The organism is Anditalea andensis, from assembly GCF_000714815.1.
Classification (GTDB): domain Bacteria; phylum Bacteroidota; class Bacteroidia; order Cytophagales; family Cyclobacteriaceae; genus Anditalea; species Anditalea andensis.
In genome coordinates, this window is the sequence record NZ_JMIH01000024.1 from 1 (window position 1) to 16,170 (window position 16,170).

13 protein-coding genes and 1 pseudogene are annotated in these 16,170 nt (G+C 39.1%); 11 read left to right on the top strand and 3 right to left on the bottom strand.

Features of this window, described 5'->3' with window-relative positions; all coding sequences use genetic code 11:
* The first annotated feature begins 161 nt into the window (after positions 1 to 161).
* Together EL17_RS16500 and EL17_RS16505 are read left to right on the top strand one after the other, a co-directional pair.
* On the top strand, positions 162 to 491 hold the full coding sequence (locus EL17_RS16500) for an ISAon1 family transposase N-terminal region protein (protein ID WP_035076620.1): 330 nt from the start codon (positions 162 to 164) through the stop codon (positions 489 to 491).
* Between the two features lie 367 nt (positions 492 to 858).
* Positions 859 to 1,470: pseudogene (locus tag EL17_RS16505) on the top strand (ISAon1 family transposase).
* A 55-nt stretch (positions 1,471 to 1,525) separates the two neighbouring features.
* Here the strand turns inward: EL17_RS16505 and EL17_RS16510 are convergent.
* Complete coding sequence (locus tag EL17_RS16510) at positions 1,526 to 2,920, bottom strand: sensor histidine kinase (protein ID WP_240486007.1); 1,395 nt, start codon at positions 2,918 to 2,920, stop codon at positions 1,526 to 1,528.
* Positions 2,868 to 4,256 (bottom strand): sigma-54-dependent transcriptional regulator, encoded by a 1,389-nt coding sequence (locus tag EL17_RS16515; RefSeq protein WP_035076624.1) that lies wholly within the window; start codon positions 4,254 to 4,256, stop codon positions 2,868 to 2,870. The genes EL17_RS16510 and EL17_RS16515 overlap by 53 nt, the downstream gene beginning before the upstream one ends.
* Before the next feature lie 334 nt (positions 4,257 to 4,590).
* Between EL17_RS16515 and EL17_RS16520 the strand changes: the two genes are divergently transcribed.
* The 7 genes from EL17_RS16520 (at position 4,591) to EL17_RS16545 (ending at position 13,106) form a co-directional block, all read left to right on the top strand.
* Entirely contained in the window at positions 4,591 to 5,841 is a 1,251-nt protein-coding gene (locus EL17_RS16520) for an efflux RND transporter periplasmic adaptor subunit (protein ID WP_035076628.1), read from the top strand.
* A 186-nt stretch (positions 5,842 to 6,027) separates the two neighbouring features.
* Positions 6,028 to 6,129 (top strand): hypothetical protein, encoded by a 102-nt coding sequence (locus EL17_RS24375; protein ID WP_394332176.1) that lies wholly within the window; start codon positions 6,028 to 6,030, stop codon positions 6,127 to 6,129.
* A 163-nt stretch (positions 6,130 to 6,292) separates the two neighbouring features.
* Entirely contained in the window at positions 6,293 to 6,991 is a 699-nt protein-coding gene (locus tag EL17_RS16525) for an ABC transporter ATP-binding protein (protein ID WP_035076631.1), read from the top strand.
* Between the two features lie 26 nt (positions 6,992 to 7,017).
* Positions 7,018 to 9,384 carry an ABC transporter permease gene (locus tag EL17_RS16530; protein ID WP_035076634.1) on the top strand — a complete coding sequence of 789 codons (2,367 nt, stop codon included), beginning with the start codon at positions 7,018 to 7,020 and terminating at the stop codon, positions 9,382 to 9,384.
* 153 nt (positions 9,385 to 9,537) lie between these two features.
* Positions 9,538 to 9,861, top strand: a complete 324-nt coding sequence (locus tag EL17_RS16535; RefSeq protein WP_035076637.1) for a hypothetical protein — start codon at positions 9,538 to 9,540, stop codon at positions 9,859 to 9,861.
* Positions 9,862 to 9,868: 7 nt separating this feature from the next.
* Positions 9,869 to 10,135 (top strand): hypothetical protein, encoded by a 267-nt coding sequence (locus EL17_RS16540; protein WP_164675124.1) that lies wholly within the window; start codon positions 9,869 to 9,871, stop codon positions 10,133 to 10,135.
* Between the two features lie 589 nt (positions 10,136 to 10,724).
* Positions 10,725 to 13,106 (top strand): ABC transporter permease, encoded by a 2,382-nt coding sequence (locus EL17_RS16545; RefSeq protein WP_035076643.1) that lies wholly within the window; start codon positions 10,725 to 10,727, stop codon positions 13,104 to 13,106.
* 26 nt (positions 13,107 to 13,132) lie between these two features.
* Here the strand turns inward: EL17_RS16545 and EL17_RS16550 are convergent, their stop codons facing one another.
* Complete coding sequence (locus EL17_RS16550; protein WP_035076645.1) at positions 13,133 to 13,747, bottom strand: DUF1566 domain-containing protein; 615 nt, start codon at positions 13,745 to 13,747, stop codon at positions 13,133 to 13,135.
* Positions 13,748 to 14,602: 855 nt separating this feature from the next.
* On the opposite strand from EL17_RS16550, the gene EL17_RS16555 reads away from it, so the two are divergent.
* Together EL17_RS16555 and EL17_RS16560 are read left to right on the top strand one after the other, a co-directional pair.
* Complete coding sequence (locus tag EL17_RS16555; protein WP_035076648.1) at positions 14,603 to 15,382, top strand: DNA-formamidopyrimidine glycosylase family protein; 780 nt, start codon at positions 14,603 to 14,605, stop codon at positions 15,380 to 15,382.
* A 3-nt stretch (positions 15,383 to 15,385) separates the two neighbouring features.
* Positions 15,386 to 16,120 (top strand): DUF72 domain-containing protein, encoded by a 735-nt coding sequence (locus EL17_RS16560; protein ID WP_035076651.1) that lies wholly within the window; start codon positions 15,386 to 15,388, stop codon positions 16,118 to 16,120.
* Positions 16,121 to 16,170 lie beyond the last annotated feature (50 nt).

A 16,170-nucleotide genomic window follows, 5' to 3' on the forward strand; every position in this document is an offset into this window, starting at 1 on the left:
TGAAGGCTTTTTTGCGTTTGGGGGTAACTGAAATGGCACCACGGATTACCAGATAAGGAGATGGTTTATTTATATGACTGCGGAGTGTATCCTCCTATTCTCGGACCAGTCCTAAAAGTTGGGGGTTCTAACTGAATTGATTTTCTTTGTAAAAAAAAGAATTGGAACAGACAGACTTTCTCAGCTTGCTATTGCCGTCAGGTTTACTTGACTTTTTTAAGGTTACTTCCGCAGGTCGTAAGGATGGTGCCAATCATATTTACCTGGAGGAACTAAACATCCATCCCGAACATCTTCCAGGGGTGAAGCTTTCTTCCAAAGGTTTTTATGATGAAGTGACCATTCAGGATTTTCCGCTTCGTGGCAAAGCATGTTTTCTGAAAATTAAGAGAAGAAGATGGCTAAATGAGGACACAGGCAATAACGTAAGCAGAGGTTGGAAATTGGTAGTAAATGGAACGCGAATGACAGAGGAATTCGCGTTTTTTTAAAAAGGAACGATTGGACTCATCTCCCGTAAGCGGCAAAAGCCTGGCTGACACATTCCACCTAAACGGAAAAGTGCTTGAACATCAGTATGTCTTCCACTTAAGTAACTTCATGGACTGGCATCAAAAGGATCATGCAAAAGATAGGATACTTTGCCTGAAAACCTTGGGACGCATCTAAGTATCGATGAGACGGCCCTATCTCAGGGAGAACTATATACAATCGTGACCAATAAAGCAGCAAAAGGGAGAAAAGGTAGTATGGTGGCCATGATAAAAGGCACAGATAGTGAAGGTGTGAGCGCTATCCTCAAAAAGCTGCCCGAAGAAAAAAAAACTCGTGGAAGTGACTCTGGACATGGCAGCAAGCATGGAAAAGATCGTGCGCAGTAGCTTCCCTAAAGCCCAGCAGGTTACAGACCGGTTTCACGTCCAAAAACTGGTCTATGACGCAGTCCAGGAAATGCGGATAAATGCCATTGAGCAGGAAAACAAAGAAATAGAACTGAGCAGGGAATGCAAAAAGGCCTTTATCCCCCATAAGCTTGAAAATGGAGATACAGAAAAACAACTGCTGCCTAGAAGTAGATACTTGCTGTTTAAAGGAGAGGACAAATGGACGGTTTCTCAGGTCCACCGTGCTGAAATTCTTTTCAAGCGTTACCCAGATCTGGTAAAAGCGTACAAACTTTCAAGATCTTTAGCTAGAATCTACCAAACTAGCAAGATAAAAGGAATCGCTTTCACTAAACTGGCTCAGTGGTACAATGAAGTGGAATGATTCAAATCATTCAACACAGTTGCTAGAACCATACAAAACCACTACACCTCTATTCTCAACTTCTTTGACAAAAGAAGTACAAATGCTTCGGCTGAATCATTCAACGCTAAAATAAAAAACATTCAGAGCACAGTTCAGAAGCGTAACCAATGTCGAGTTCTTCCTATTCAGGCTATCAAACATCTATGTTTAAAATACTAAATCCCCAGAAATTCGGACTGATCCTTTTTTTGATACTCTGTAATAGATTAAATAGTTAAACAAAACTTAAAGTAAACACCGTCTCCTGATCAGGAATGGAATTGACTTCCAAATATCCCTTATGAAGGTTCATGATCTGTCTGGATATGGATAGACCAATACCACTACCGGTTTTTTTGGTTGTATAAAAAGGTACAAATATTCTTTCCAGTGCTTCCGGTACTATTCCTTCTCCATGGTCTATGACTTTGATATATGGATGGGAAAGGGTATTTAATCCTGCTTTTAGCTTAATGGTTTTATCTTTTGATTTATCCAATGCTTCTTTAGCATTTTTTATCAGATTAATTAAAATCATCTGAATAAGTTCCTGATCTGCGTTGATTTCAAGGTCTGCCGGGCTTATATCATAGATCAAGCAAACTTCAGATTTGTTCATTTCTTCTTTTAGGAGTACTGTAATATTTTCAAATAGAACTTTAACCGTAAAGTTTTTTAAAATCGGTTGCGGAATACTGGTATAATCCCTGTATGCGTTCACAAAGTCTACAAGGCCCGAACTTCTTTTAGCTATAGTACTCAGTCCTTCCCGTAGGTCTTCAAAGCCATCATGATCGATGACCAATTCTTCATTTACTTCTAATACATCTTCTTCTAAGATGATGCCTAGGGAATTGGCCAAGCTAGCTATAGGGGTCATAGAATTCATAATCTCATGTCTCAGCACTTTAGTTAGATTCTGCCAAGCCTCTAACTCGTTTTTCTGTAGTTCTGACTGGATGTTTTGAAAAGATAATAGTGTCCAACTGACACCACCCATTTTAAATGACGCTGATTGGAAATTGAGATGTAAGTCATGGTTGATCTTTATAGCAAAAGAACCCCCAGGTTTTATTTGGAGAATTTTCTCCAAAAGCGATCTTGACAACTTACCAAAATCATAGATATCTTTAAATTGCGGGATTTTCAACAGTTGTTTAGCTGCTCCATTGATGACCCCGATCTTTCCGGTATGATCAAAGGATATGATTCCGGTATTGATATGTTGGATCATAATTTGAAGAAAAAGCATTTGTTCCTCTTTTTCAGCTCTAGTTTTTTTAAAAGCTTTAATGACCTCATTAAAGGACATGTTCATTTCTTTAAAAGATTTGCCTAACGGACTGTCTTTAGTAAATGATGAAGAAAAATCTGCATATCGTATCGATTCTAAGAACCTTGTTATTTTCTTATTAGTAGTATTTCCATATTCAATAAGGTTATATGTTTGAAAGCCTAAAATCAGAATGATGACTGAAGCTAATAGATATGAACTGTCGTTTATCCATAAAGTTGTACCTAGGAAAGCAGCCCCTACCAATAATATAACCCTATAGATGACACCAAAAGCAAATGATTTAAAGCCCATATCTTTCCAGGCGTCTATAAAGGGAAGATCGTGTAAGCCCAAGTTCTTCAGCTGCCCGGGTGATGTGTCCGTTATGCTTTTGGAGTGCTTTTCGGATCAGGATCTTCTCCACATCTTCAATGTTCAAATGATCTATACTCACCATTTCATCCTGTTTTTCCGGAAGGACATTCTTTTGAAAAAAGAGGTCTTCAGGCTGCAGTACACTGTGATTGGTCATGATCACTGCCCGCTCTATGCTGTGCTGAAGCTCTCGGATATTACCTGGCCAGTGATATTTTTGCATTCTTTTGATCAATGCCTCTCCTGCTTTTCGTATATCCTTATTGTATTTTCTGGAATAGGTGTCTATGAAATGGTTTGCTAGCAACGGTATGTCTTCAAGTCTTTCTTTTAAAGATGGTAATTTTATCTCGATTGTATTTATCCTATAAAGTAGATCCTGCCGGAAAGTATTTTCATATACCATATGGTGGATGGGCATATTGGTGGCAGAGATCAGCCTGATATTGACAGGGATGGGTTTATTTGCTCCTACACGTGTTACTTCTCTATTTTGAAGAGCAGCGAGAAGTTTAGATTGAAGGGGGAGGGGGAGGTTCCCTATTTCATCTAGGAAAAGGGTACCTTTATTTGCCTGTTCAAATCTCCCCGCTCTATCTTCTTTAGCGTCAGTAAAGGATCCTTTTTTGTGCCCAAATAACTCGCTTTCAAACAGAGTAGTAGTAATAGCACCCAAATCTACCCCGACAAAAGCCTCTCGGTATCTTTTTGAGTTTCTGTGGATGGCTCTGGCGATGAGTTCCTTGCCGGTACCATTTTCTCCCAATATCAATACATTGGCGTCTGTCACGGCTACCCGCTCTATAGTTTCGAATATTTTTTGCATCGCGCTGCTCTGCCCGATGATATCTTTGAATTTACTGTCGATATCCTGATAAAGCTGATGCTGCTGCGTCTTTAGCTCTGATACTTCTAATTTAGATTGCCTCAGGCGTAAAGCAGCATTGAGAGTGGCCAAAAGCTTTTCGTTTTCCCAGGGCTTCAAAACAAAATCAGTAGCCCCTTCTTTGATTGCTTTCACAGCCGTATTGACATCTCCATAGGCAGTGATCATAACCACCACTGCCGAGGAGTCAAGTTCCAGAATTCTATCCAGCCAATAAAAGCCTTCTTGACCACTGCTTACATCTTTGGTAAAATTCATGTCCAGCATGATGACATCATACTGTTCGTTCACTATAAGGATAGGCAATAAGTCAGGGTTGGTTTCTGTATCGACCTGGCCAAAATTTCTTTTTAAAAAAATCTTTGCAGCTTTTAATAAATCTTCATTGTCATCTACAATTAAGATCTTACCGGATTTTTGCTCTTTCATGTTAATTTATTATCCCAAATAAAATTTACGCAATTCAAACTAGAATTCCCGGTCTTTATATGACTAAAGTTATACCGTTTTCTTTGGTCGCTGTTTAATATGCAGTTTAAGATGCCCTATCCATTAAATTTAGGTTATTTAATTTTTTTCTACTCTGTTAAAATATAGAATCATTTGTTCACATCATTACAGTTTTGGTCGAATGCGGACAATAATGTTCGATAAAATGATCCGTAGGAGGGGAAATTGGCCCCCAATAGACCAATTTCGATTGTTTTGCCATGGCATATATATTGGCATAATCAGAACAGAGAATAATCAGTGACTAGAAGAAATGGATCGGAAATTAGAGAAAAAAACATGGACACCAAAATTTATCAGCATGATAGCTGGGGGTGTTTTGATAATAAGTTTAGTAGTATACCAGTTGGTTTTTGCAGACAGCCGATCGTCTATGCGGGTCAGTAGTGATAGGATCACAATAGCTACAGTAACCCAAGGAGAGTTTACTGATTATATACCTGTGAGTGGCAGCATAGAACCGGGTGAGGTGTTTTATTTAGATGCTATAGAAAGAGGGAATATTCAGCGTATAGTCAGGGAATCAGGTGCTATGGTCAATACAGGCGATACTATTTTGGTCCTGACCAATTCCAACCTGCAACTGGACGTGATGCAGCGGGAGACAGATCTTTATTTTCAGATCAATAATTTAAGACAGACCAGGCTACTTTTGGATCAAAACGACCTTAATCAGCAGGCACAGCTGGCTGAAATTGATTACCAGATCAACCTATTAAAGCCTCAGTACGAGCGGTTCAAAGAGCTGCATGGCAAAAAGCTCATCTCCGATCGAGAGCTGGAGGAGGTTAAGGAGCAGTATGATTATAACCTGAAAAGAAAAAAACTGACTTATGCTTCATATTTAAATGATTCTATAGCACGATCTGTCCAAAAACGTCAATTAAGAGATTCTGAAACACGAATGGAGCAGTCACTGTCGGGGGTTGGACATATATTAGATAATTTGGTAGTCCGTGCACCTATATCCGGACAGCTTGCTACTGAGCAGATAGAAGTGGGCCAGTCCATCAGTGCCGGACAGCGTTATGGCCAGATAGATATTCAGGATAGGTATAAAGTAAGGGTTCCCATAGATGAGCTCTATTTGCCTAGAGTAAATACAGGTTTGAAAGGAACTTTTACCTTTTCTGGTGGATCGTATGAACTGGAAATCAATAAGATTTATCCTAATGTGACCGGTGGTAGATTTGAGGTAGATATGATTTTTACCGATGAGGCCCCCTCCGGTATCCGAAGGGGGCAGACTGTAAGGATCAGGTTGGAGCTGGGTGAAAGTCAGCAGACAACTCTAATCCCTACAGGAGGCTTTTATAAAGATACAGGAGGTAACTGGGTATTTGTGATCAATGAAAAGAATGGTAGAGCGGAAAGGCGCGACATCAGGTTGGGCCGCAAAAACCCTGAATTCTATGAAGTGCTGGATGGTCTATCTAAAGGCGAACGGGTCATCATATCGGGATACGAAAATTTTGGCAGAAATGAGGTGCTGAATCTGCAGTGAGATGACAGATGACCAGGAAGTGAGGTGTTTGCGTTAGATAGGAAATTAAGAATAGAACATATAAAAATTATCGTATCATTATTTATCTCTTATATATTCTAAACTTAATTAAAAAACTCCATGCAATTTAAATTTGAAAAGTTATTGATCTGGCAAAAGGCAATAGATTTTGGAGAAGATATATTTATGGCAAGTTCGAAATTCCCCAAAGTAGAAATTTATAATTTAATTTCACAAATTAGAGGAGCTGTGGATTCTATAGCCCTAAGTAGTTACATGTTTACATAAAGCCACGCGAAAAAAATATATCTCTAGAGAAGAGTTTGATATTCAATATGCAGAAGCATTTCATTTAATGGACATGATAGCATCATTTAAAATCAAAAATCAATTAGTAGAATTATCATTGGTCATCTGACTTATAATTTAATTTTCATAATAATCACATCACATGCAAAACATTATCAAAACCGTCAATCTTAAAAAACTCTACACCACTGAGGAGGTAGAAACTACCGCACTGGATGATATTCAGATAGAGATTAAAAAAGGTGAATTTGTAGCCATCATGGGCCCATCAGGTTGTGGTAAATCTACGCTTTTGAATATCATAGGACTTCTTGATAATCCGGACTCCGGTGAATACCACTTCATTGATCATGAAGTCGCTAAGTTTTCAGAAAGGCAGCGGTCACAGCTACGGAAGGGAAACATTGGCTTCGTCTTCCAGAGCTTTAACCTCATCGACGAACTTACCTGCTATGAAAATGTGGAGCTTCCACTGTTATATCTTAAGATTCCTTCTGATGAACGCAAAAGAAGGGTAGAAGAGGTGCTGACCAGGATGAACATCATGCACCGAAAGGATCACTTCCCGCAGCAGCTCTCCGGTGGACAGCAGCAGCGGGTGGCCATAGCCCGCGCTATAGTAGCCAGACCATCTGTCATCCTTGCCGATGAGCCTACAGGTAACCTGGATTCTGCAAATGGTGAAGAAGTAATGCGGCTGTTAGAGGAGCTAAATAATGAAGGCACAACCATCGTGATGGTAACCCACTCTCCTCATGATGCCAATTATGCCCATAGGATCATCAATCTGTTTGATGGTAAGGTAGTAACTGAAAATATCAAGGAGCAATTCCATGTCTGATGTCAATCTGACTAATTTTTAATCCCATGTTAAAAAACTATTTCAAAATAGCATTCAGGGGCTTTGCTAAGCACAAGCTGACCTTTTTTATCAACCTCTTCGGCCTTGCCCTGGGCTTGTGGGTAGCCATGCTCATCGGACTTTGGGTACAGGATGAACTGTCGATGAACCGTGATTTTAAAGATATCGATCAAGTCTACAGGGTGATGGGACACCAGCGCTACGGCGACGAGATTTATACTTTTGCCTCTACTCCGGGGGTATTAGCTAAGGAACTAAAGGAAGTACAGCCAGAAGTAGAATTAGCCACTACATTTACCTGGATGGAAAAAAACCTCTTTGTTCAGGAGGATACCAGAGTGAAGCTGGAAGGTTTTTACGCTGAACCTGATTATCTACACATCCTCCAATATGAGCTCCTTCACGGGGACAGGGAGAAGATCCTTACCGAAAAATCCAACATTGTCCTGACCAAAGAGGCCGCTATAAAACTGTTTGGCAGGACTGATGTATTGGGGGAAGAACTGGTTATGAAGGACGATACGGTGAGGAGCTTTTATGTGCAGGCTGTCTTGGAAACCCTCCCTTCCAATAGTACTTGGAAATTTGAATATATACTGCCCTATCAGGTTACCTTTGATCATCCAAATAATGAATGGATGCGACGATGGGATAGCAATGGGCCCAACACTTTGGTGAGATTGCGTCCTAATACTAATGCTGAAGCTTTTTCTGAAGGTATTGCGGGATTTGTAAAAGAGCGATATGAAAACAGTAATGTAACATTAATTGCCTATCCACAGAAGGAACTGTATCTACGTGGTAAATTCGTAGATGGAAAGCAACAGGGAGGAAGGATCGAATATGTAAGACTGTTTTCGATAATCGGGATCTTCGTATTATTGATTGCCTGTATTAACTTTATGAACCTTTCTACAGCCAAGTCTCAGAAAAGAGCCAAAGAAGTAGGTGTAAGAAAAGTCGTGGGGGCAGAAAACAGTAGTCTGATATTCCAGTTTTTAAGCGAATCCCTCATACTGACGTTTATTGCTTCATTATTTGCTTTACTATTGGTGATCATTACCATGCCGGTTTTCAATGAGTTGACAGGAAAAACGCTTTCCATACCTTATTCGGAAGGAGGATTTTGGCTGTATTTACTGATCATTATTCTCTTTACTGGGACTGTAGCAGGAAGTTATCCGGCATTTTATCTTTCCGCTACCAAAGTAGTGGCAGTATTTAAAAACAATATGAAAGCCGGTAAAAATGTAGTGTGGGCCCGAAAGGGATTGGTACTGGCGCAATTTATCCTGGCTACCACACTGATCGTTTCTACGGTGGTGATTTATCAGCAGATCAATTATGCCCTTCAGAAAGATCTGGGCTATGTGAAAGAGCAATTATTGACCATGCCTTTAGAAGGACAGATTGGCGCTAATTTTAACGCGTTCAAAACCAGGCTGGAACAACATCCGGAAATAAAATCTGTAAGCCGATCTACCCATAATCTATTAGGACGCAATTCAAACACAGGAGGTGTAAGCTGGGAGGGAAAAGACCCAAACTTCACCGCGCTCTTTGAAATCATGTTTGTGGACTATGGGTTCATTGAAACAGTGGGAATGAAATTGGTAAAAGGTGAGGATTTCAATATCAATAAAGGAGCTGATTCGTTACAGGGAGCCATTATCAACGAAAAAGCATACCAGCTGATCACGCAGGGAAATCCTGATGCTACGTCCTTCAGTCTATATGATGAAGAGAGAAACATCACAGGGGTGGTCGCGGATTTTCACTTCCAAAGTGTGCATGAAAATATGGAGCCTGTTATTTTCCTATTAGGGCCTGATTATGCGGGCCAGGGATTTATCCGCCTGAATACTGCGAATATCCAAAACACCCTCGCATCCATAGAAAATATAGCAGCTGAAATCAATCCTGATTTTCCTTTTCAGTATAGTTTTATGGACGATAACTATGCAAGAATGTACAGTGAAGATGTCCGGCTAAGAGATTTGGCCAAATACTTTAGTATTTTGACCATATTGATTTCCTGTTTGGGTTTATTAGGTTTATCCGCCCATATAGCTGAGCAAAAGACCAAAGAAATAGGCATCAGAAAAGTCTTGGGAGCTTCTACTTTATCCATTTTAAATGTGATTAACAAAGAATTTTTGATCATCGTTTTGATTTCGATCGCTATCGGTTCGGGAATGGCATATTGGTTCATGCAGGACTGGCTAAGCGGTTATGCTTACAGCATTGAATTTGAATGGTGGTTTATTCCATTGGCGGCCATGGTTATTTTGAGCATAGCTTATATGACAGTCACGCTTCAGTCTTTCAGGGCGGCGCGGGTTAATCCTGTCAATTCTTTAAAGACGGAATAAGAAATGTCCTGCCTGTATGTGAACTGACCTACAGGCAGTACATTTATACATATTATTGAAATCCTGATATTTTTAAAAGCCAGATTGACGGAATAGGAAAGTTATTTTATATATTGAACACATTAAAAAAGTATTTGTAATTTTCTGAGGAGAATGGAAGAGGAAACTGAATTACCTAAAGAAAATAGGGACAATTCTAAATTTTGGAAAGACAGTAACAGGCTACTGAGTTTTTCTGCGATGTTTATCAGTGCGGTTACCTTATTTATTCTGATCTACCAGACCAGTTTAGCCACCAAGCAGTTTGATCTGGAGCAGAAACAACAATTGGCTTCGGTGATGCCTTATTTGCTGGTAGCCACAAGTTATATGAGTGAAGATGAATTTACTGTTACTGTAGAAAATCTTGGTATAGGACCGGCCTTTATTAAAAATGTCCAAGTTCATTATAAAGATAGCATTTTATCAAAATACTGATTATCCCATGATTTTTATTATCCTCTCCGATGAAGGAGTTTATGATGGGCAAAGGGATATTTATTCTAATTTAATGGCTGGTTTTGTAATACCGGCCGGTAGAGAAATTATACATATGAAAATAAATAAAGGTAAGAGGCCTCATATATGGGATGATCTTTTTGCTTCTGAAAATATAGCCATAGAAATAGAATACGCCTCAATCTACGATGAGCGTTGGGTAGTAAAAGGCTTGTTTAGCGAGCCTGTTAAGATAAAAGGAATTGATGATTGAATATATTTAGAGGCGAATACAGTAATAGAATAGGATAGCATTTTAATATAGTTCAGTGTTATCCCATGAGAAGTTTGAGATGGGTGTAACCTGTTTAGCTTAATAGATATTCTTTCACATCCTACATCATAGATATAAATTTTTTGTCCCTCCTGATTTCATTTGGTACATGTTTAAAATGGGCGAGCACTATGATATGGTGCTTTTGGTATTATTACAAACATAATATTGATTTATAGAGAATATCGCGATTTGATAGAAAAAGAGAAGTAAATACCTTCGCTTCCGGTGAGCCGAAAGGAGTGACCATCCTTGCTGGGCAGAAATTTTCAGAATTGGTATGGGGATTTGGATTTATCCCATAGAAATGAACAACTCAGAGGGATCAGAGGAACAGAATATATCTTTGGATTTATGTATTGGTCAACAGCGATGCATTTAATAACATACATCAAATTCGGCCGTTTGCGGACATATTTGTACGATCCGGATCTGTGTAGGATAAAGAAACCATGATCAAGAGGGTCTAAATGAATGTTTTCAAATGGTATAAAAATAGTTTATACCTTAAAATACAAAAAAGAAAATCATGCTGCATCATAATATCATACTCATCTTCAGAAATTTTAAGCGCTTCAAAAGCTCATTTTTTATCAACCTTATCGGTTTGTCAACCGGTCTGGCTTGCTCCCTGCTTATTTTTCTTTGGGTGATGGATGAATTGAGAATGGATAGGTTTCATGATAAGCAAAGCCAGATCTATCAGGTGATGGAAAATCACCGGCTTGGAGCAGATATCAATACCATTCCTAATACTGCAGGATTATTGGCCGAATCTATGGCGGAGGATTTTCCTGAAGTGGTTTATGCTGCCACAGTGGCTCCGGCGAAGTGGTTTGGAGATTTTAATCTGAAGGTTGAAGGCGCCGACCATGTTAAATCAAAAGGACAGTTTGTAGGAAAGGATTTCTTAAAGATATTCTCTTACCCATTGGTAGAGGGAGATAAAGATCAGGTACTTGATGATAAATATGCCATAGTAATTACTGAATCATTAGCTGAAAAATTATTCAATACGAGTGAAGGGTTAGTGGGGAAATCCTTGGAAGTGAACCTTATGCAATATGCCCATGCGGTTACGATTACCGGGGTGATGAGAGATTTACCTCGCCATAGTTCCGAACGGTTTGATTTTTTGGTGAACTTCGAAGCTTTCAAAGAAATCAATCCATCAGTAGTCCATTGGGGTAATTCCGGGCCACATGCTTATCTGCTTTTGGAAGAGGGAACGGATGAACAGGCTTTCAATTCCAAAATAGAAAACTACCTACATACCAAAAGTGATGAAACCGGTTTTAGAAGTCTATTTGCCACACCGAATGCAGATGTTTATTTATATGGATTGTATGAAAATGGGAAGCAGGCCGGCGGCAGGATATCTTATGTCAAGCTTTTTTCACTTATAGCGGTTTTTATCCTCCTGATCGCCTGTATTAATTTTATGAATTTATCTACTGCCAAAGCCTCCCGAAGGGTGAAGGAAGTAGGCATTAAGAAAGCTATCGGTGCTAATAAAAGTGTGTTGGTATTTCAGTACTTAGGAGAATCTCTTTCGATGGCCTTCATTTCTCTTTTGGTAGCTTTACTGCTAGTGGTTCTCGCACTGCCGCAGTTTAATGTAGTGACGGGTAAAGCATTGTCATTGGGACTTGATGCTTCTATGGTTGTGATGGTAGTATTGATCACCCTAATTACCGGTCTGTTGGCTGGAAGTTATCCTGCCTTCTATCTTTCCGGATTCAATCTTGTTTCGATTTTAAAGGGAAATATGAAAAGTTCTTTCAGAGAACTGCTGGCAAGAAAGGGTTTGGTAGCTTTTCAGTTTGCACTGTCGGTAGTAATGATTGTTTCTGTCATTGTAGTTTATCTACAGATCGAATATGTCCAGAACAAAAATCTGGGATTTGATAAAGAAAATGTACTGACTTTTCCTGTAGAAGGGAAGGTAGCATTGAACACAATTACTTTTTTGTCAGAGCTAGAAAGAATTCCAGGAATAATTCATGCCGGCAGTATGCAACAAAGAATGATAGGAAATGCCAATAGAACAGTGGGTGTCCATTGGGATGGGAAAAATCCGGAGGAAACAATAGAGTTTGCAAATTTTACTGTAAGTCCAGGGATTATTGAAGTTTTTGGAATTCCGGTAGTAGCTGGAAGAACCTTATCAGCAGAAGTAGCTTCTGACAGTTCAGCATTAGTCCTCAATGAAAAAGCTGTGGCTATAATGGGTCTCGAAGAACCGGTAGGTGCCAGCGTGAATCTATGGGGACAGGATAGGACAGTAATAGGAGTAGTTCAGGATTATCATTTTGAATCAATGCAAGAGACTGTCAAACCGTCTTTCTTTAAATTAGATGACTGGGGAAACGGTATGCAAAAAGCGGCTGTCAAGATTCAGTCAGGAAGAGAGAAAGAAACCTTGGCGGCTTTACAAAGCTTTTATAAGTCATACAATCCGGGTTATGAGTTTGCATACACTTTTATAGATGCCGAATATCAGGCGCTATATGAAGCAGAAGAAAGGGTAGGAGTACTATCTAAATATTTTGCAGGACTGGCAATCCTTATCTCCTGTCTGGGATTGTTTGGATTATCTGCATTCTCTGCCGAAAGGAGGACAAAAGAGATCGGTATCCGAAAAACGTTGGGGGCCAGTGAACTGGGAATCGCGTGGTTACTCACTTCCGAATTTACTAAGCTTGTATTGATGGCTTTGATAATAGGACTTCCTATTAGCTATTTTATAGTAGCCTATTGGCTGGGCCAATATGCTTATAAAATTAATTTGGAATGGTGGTATTTTTGTGGAGCGGGTATGATTACCTTATTGGTGGCGATGATCACGGTCAGTTTTCAGTCTTCAAAAGCCGCAATGATGAATCCTGTTAAATCACTTAGAAATGAATAAAAGGTTTTTTCTGCTAAATCATTAAATTAAAAATACCGTATTAATCTGATCTTCTTTCTAATGCTTTTATCTGCTGAAAAGGTAGCTCCTGTGACAAATGACATGGCACAGGCATCTTGTCTGTTCGATTCACACGAACTCCAATAATCATTTTCTGAAAATCCTCCAATTTGTTCCCGGTTTGAATATAGGATAAGTGCTTCGCCTCTGGTAGGTATGAACCAATCATTATATCCATTATATTCAGAATCTTGAGCTATTTTAGCAGCTACGGTTCCGTCATTTGTAGGATGGCATTGGGAGGGATTATTATAATAATCAGGCAGGTTGTCATGAAATGCAGCCACTGTACTGGTATTGGTCCTTCCATTGCCTATTTCCCGGGAAGTACCCCCTACTTCAGAACCCCGGCATCCCCATTGTGTATCAGTGGGAAAATCTTCTATGGCAACTATTATTCCATGTACTTCTCCTGTTCTGTACCCAGCATCTGCAGGCGTAAATAAATAAGCTAATATTCCACCTTCCATTTCTGTGCCTACAGCGGGGAGACTTGTTTCTGGACTTTCTTCTTCCTTACAGCTGACCAAAGTACAGAAAAGAAGAAATAGGAAAAACAGATTTTTAAACTGATTATTCATTTATGGGTATTTTTAAGTTCTGGCTGGAAAGTTAAATAATTTAATTCATATTTATTATGATTTTTGTAGTTTGTTTATAAATAAATGTAATTAAATATTTAAAAAGGTTATTTGACTGAAATTACTTATCAGCACCTTTAGTGCTAGCTAAGAGTACGGTAATAAATTGAATATGTATGGTCGATGGTGCCAAATTTTGTCCGCAAAAATTTCTGTTTATAACAAAACATACCTACAGGAGTCCTTATAAAAAATCACTAGTGTCTGAGAACCGATTTTAAAATAAGGGTAGATTCTGTGATTTGAACCTGCCCTGTTTTTTTGTGTTTTGTGTTTGCAACAACATAAAGTACACATGGCTAAAAATACACATTTCTTTGGACAGCCGATTTTTTCTTAGCTTCTCTTTGGTAGATAAGTCAATTTTAAGGTCAAAGCAAAACATCAATCTGATAGATATTACAAGAAATTTGACACCTAGCAGCATTTGGTCACCAGGTTATACTGTTCTTTAAGTGGGGCTACATTACTCAGAGAGCTCTCCACTGGACTTCTGGCCTGGCAGAATAAGCTGGCCCACATTGTAATGCCTTCTTCTCCTAAAAGATCGACTATATCTTATGTGAACAGCAAACCGCCAGGTGAGGTATTTTAGGATACTTAGTTGGAGCTTTTTGAAAAATATAGCCATGTTTTACCAGATAAGCCGACTAAAAATGGAAGTTTTAAAAAAGCTTTTCACAGTCAATTCTACAGTCGTCAGTTTGTTTAAGGATATTCTTAAAGTAGCGGGATGACCCGGAAAAAACATCAGTTGGCATAGAAATAGTTTGAACTATTAGAAATAGTCAAGCTATGCCAGAACTGCCAGATTTACAAGTTTTCAGTAGAAACCTTCACGAAAAGATAAGTGGAAAAACCGTGAAGAAAGTAACCGTTCATCGCGCTAAGAAGCTTAATGTGACGGAAAAGGAACTTCAGCAGGCCTTGCATGACCAAAAGATAAAACAAGTAAGAAGGGATGGCAAAGAATTGGTCATTGATTTCCCGAATGGCAATAGTCTTTACCTTCACCTCATGCTTAACGGGTCAATGCACCTTTTCGAAAATAAGCATGATCAAAAATATGCTATACTAGAAATAAGATTCACGGATGGATGTGGCCTGCTCATGGCTGATCCCAGAGGTATGGCAAAACCCACCTTAAACCCTCCGCATGCTGATGGTATTGATTCCTTATCAAAAGATTTAGATACTCCATTTTTAAAAGAGGTGATGAAGGACAAGCAGGCTTCTGTTAAAAATTTTCTATTGGATCAGAAAGTGATCAGAGGAATAGGCAATGCTTATTCGGATGAGATCTTATGGGAAGCACGCATATCGCCTTTCTCCATCTGCAGTAAAATCCCGCCAAAGAAAGTAGAGGATCTAGTCAAATCCATTAAGGAGGTTTTGGTATCAGCAGAGCAAAAAATCACTGAAAACTATCCGGACATCATCAGTGGAGAAATCAGGGATTTTCTTCTCATCCATAATCCCAATAAAAGTGAGAGCCCAAATGGATATGAAATTAAGGTAGAGAAGGTAGGTTCTCGAAAAACCTACTATAGTGAAGAACAGAAACTATATAAATGAGGCATGGCTAAGAAAGGTAAGATGTATATTGGAACCTCGGGCTGGCACTATAAGCACTGGAAGGGCACTTTTTACCCGGAAGGCACGAAAGATGCCCAGCAGATGGAATATTATCTGCAGCATTTTGATACCGTAGAGATCAATAATTCCTTTTATAAATTACCCTCAACCACCACTTTTGAAAAGTGGAAAGAGGCAGTCCCTGATGATTTTATTTTTGCCATCAAAGGCAGCCGCTTTATCACCCATATGAAAAAGTTAAAAGTGCAGCGGGAAAACATTGAAAAATTTTTTAATGGCACAGACAGATTGGAAGAAAAGGCCGGGCCCATTCTTTTCCAGCTGCCACCTGGCTGGAAAATAAATGCAGAAAGGCTGAAGGATTTTTTAGGACAGCTACCTAAGGATTATAGATACACTTTTGAATTCAGAAATGACACCTGGTATGATGAGAAGATATACGATCTACTGAAGACAAATAATTGTGCATTCTGCATCTATGAATTGGCCGGTCATATATCTCCGATGGAAATTACTGCAGATTTTGTATATATAAGGTTACATGGTCCCGGGGACAAATATCAGGGGAGCTATGATCATGCTACACTGCAATCCTGGGCCGATAGATGCAGAGGATGGCAAAATGAAGGAAAGGATGTGTTCGTTTACTTTGATAATGATCAGGAAGGATATGCCGCATTTAATGCAAAAACGCTTATCGAAATGGTCCATCATTAGATGGACTTAAACTATAACTTCTGTTTTTAATCCAATTTTTTTTTGAATAA

Excerpts from the sequence above, each read along its gene's own strand:
- EL17_RS16515 (WP_035076624.1), bottom strand. The coding sequence starts at position 4,256 with ATGAAAGAGCAAAAATCCGGTAAGATCTTAATTGTAGATGACAATGAA.
- EL17_RS16520 (WP_035076628.1), top strand. The coding sequence starts at position 4,591 with ATGGATCGGAAATTAGAGAAAAAAACATGGACACCAAAATTTATCAGC.
- EL17_RS24375 (WP_394332176.1), top strand. The coding sequence starts at position 6,028 with ATGGCAAGTTCGAAATTCCCCAAAGTAGAAATTTATAATTTAATTTCA.
- EL17_RS16525 (WP_035076631.1), top strand. The coding sequence starts at position 6,293 with ATGCAAAACATTATCAAAACCGTCAATCTTAAAAAACTCTACACCACT.
- EL17_RS16530 (WP_035076634.1), top strand. The coding sequence starts at position 7,018 with ATGTTAAAAAACTATTTCAAAATAGCATTCAGGGGCTTTGCTAAGCAC.
- EL17_RS16535 (WP_035076637.1), top strand. The coding sequence starts at position 9,538 with ATGGAAGAGGAAACTGAATTACCTAAAGAAAATAGGGACAATTCTAAA.
- EL17_RS16540 (WP_164675124.1), top strand. The coding sequence starts at position 9,869 with ATGATTTTTATTATCCTCTCCGATGAAGGAGTTTATGATGGGCAAAGG.
- EL17_RS16545 (WP_035076643.1), top strand. The coding sequence starts at position 10,725 with ATGCTGCATCATAATATCATACTCATCTTCAGAAATTTTAAGCGCTTC.
- EL17_RS16550 (WP_035076645.1), bottom strand. The coding sequence starts at position 13,747 with ATGAATAATCAGTTTAAAAATCTGTTTTTCCTATTTCTTCTTTTCTGT.
- EL17_RS16555 (WP_035076648.1), top strand. The coding sequence starts at position 14,603 with ATGCCAGAACTGCCAGATTTACAAGTTTTCAGTAGAAACCTTCACGAA.
- EL17_RS16560 (WP_035076651.1), top strand. The coding sequence starts at position 15,386 with ATGGCTAAGAAAGGTAAGATGTATATTGGAACCTCGGGCTGGCACTAT.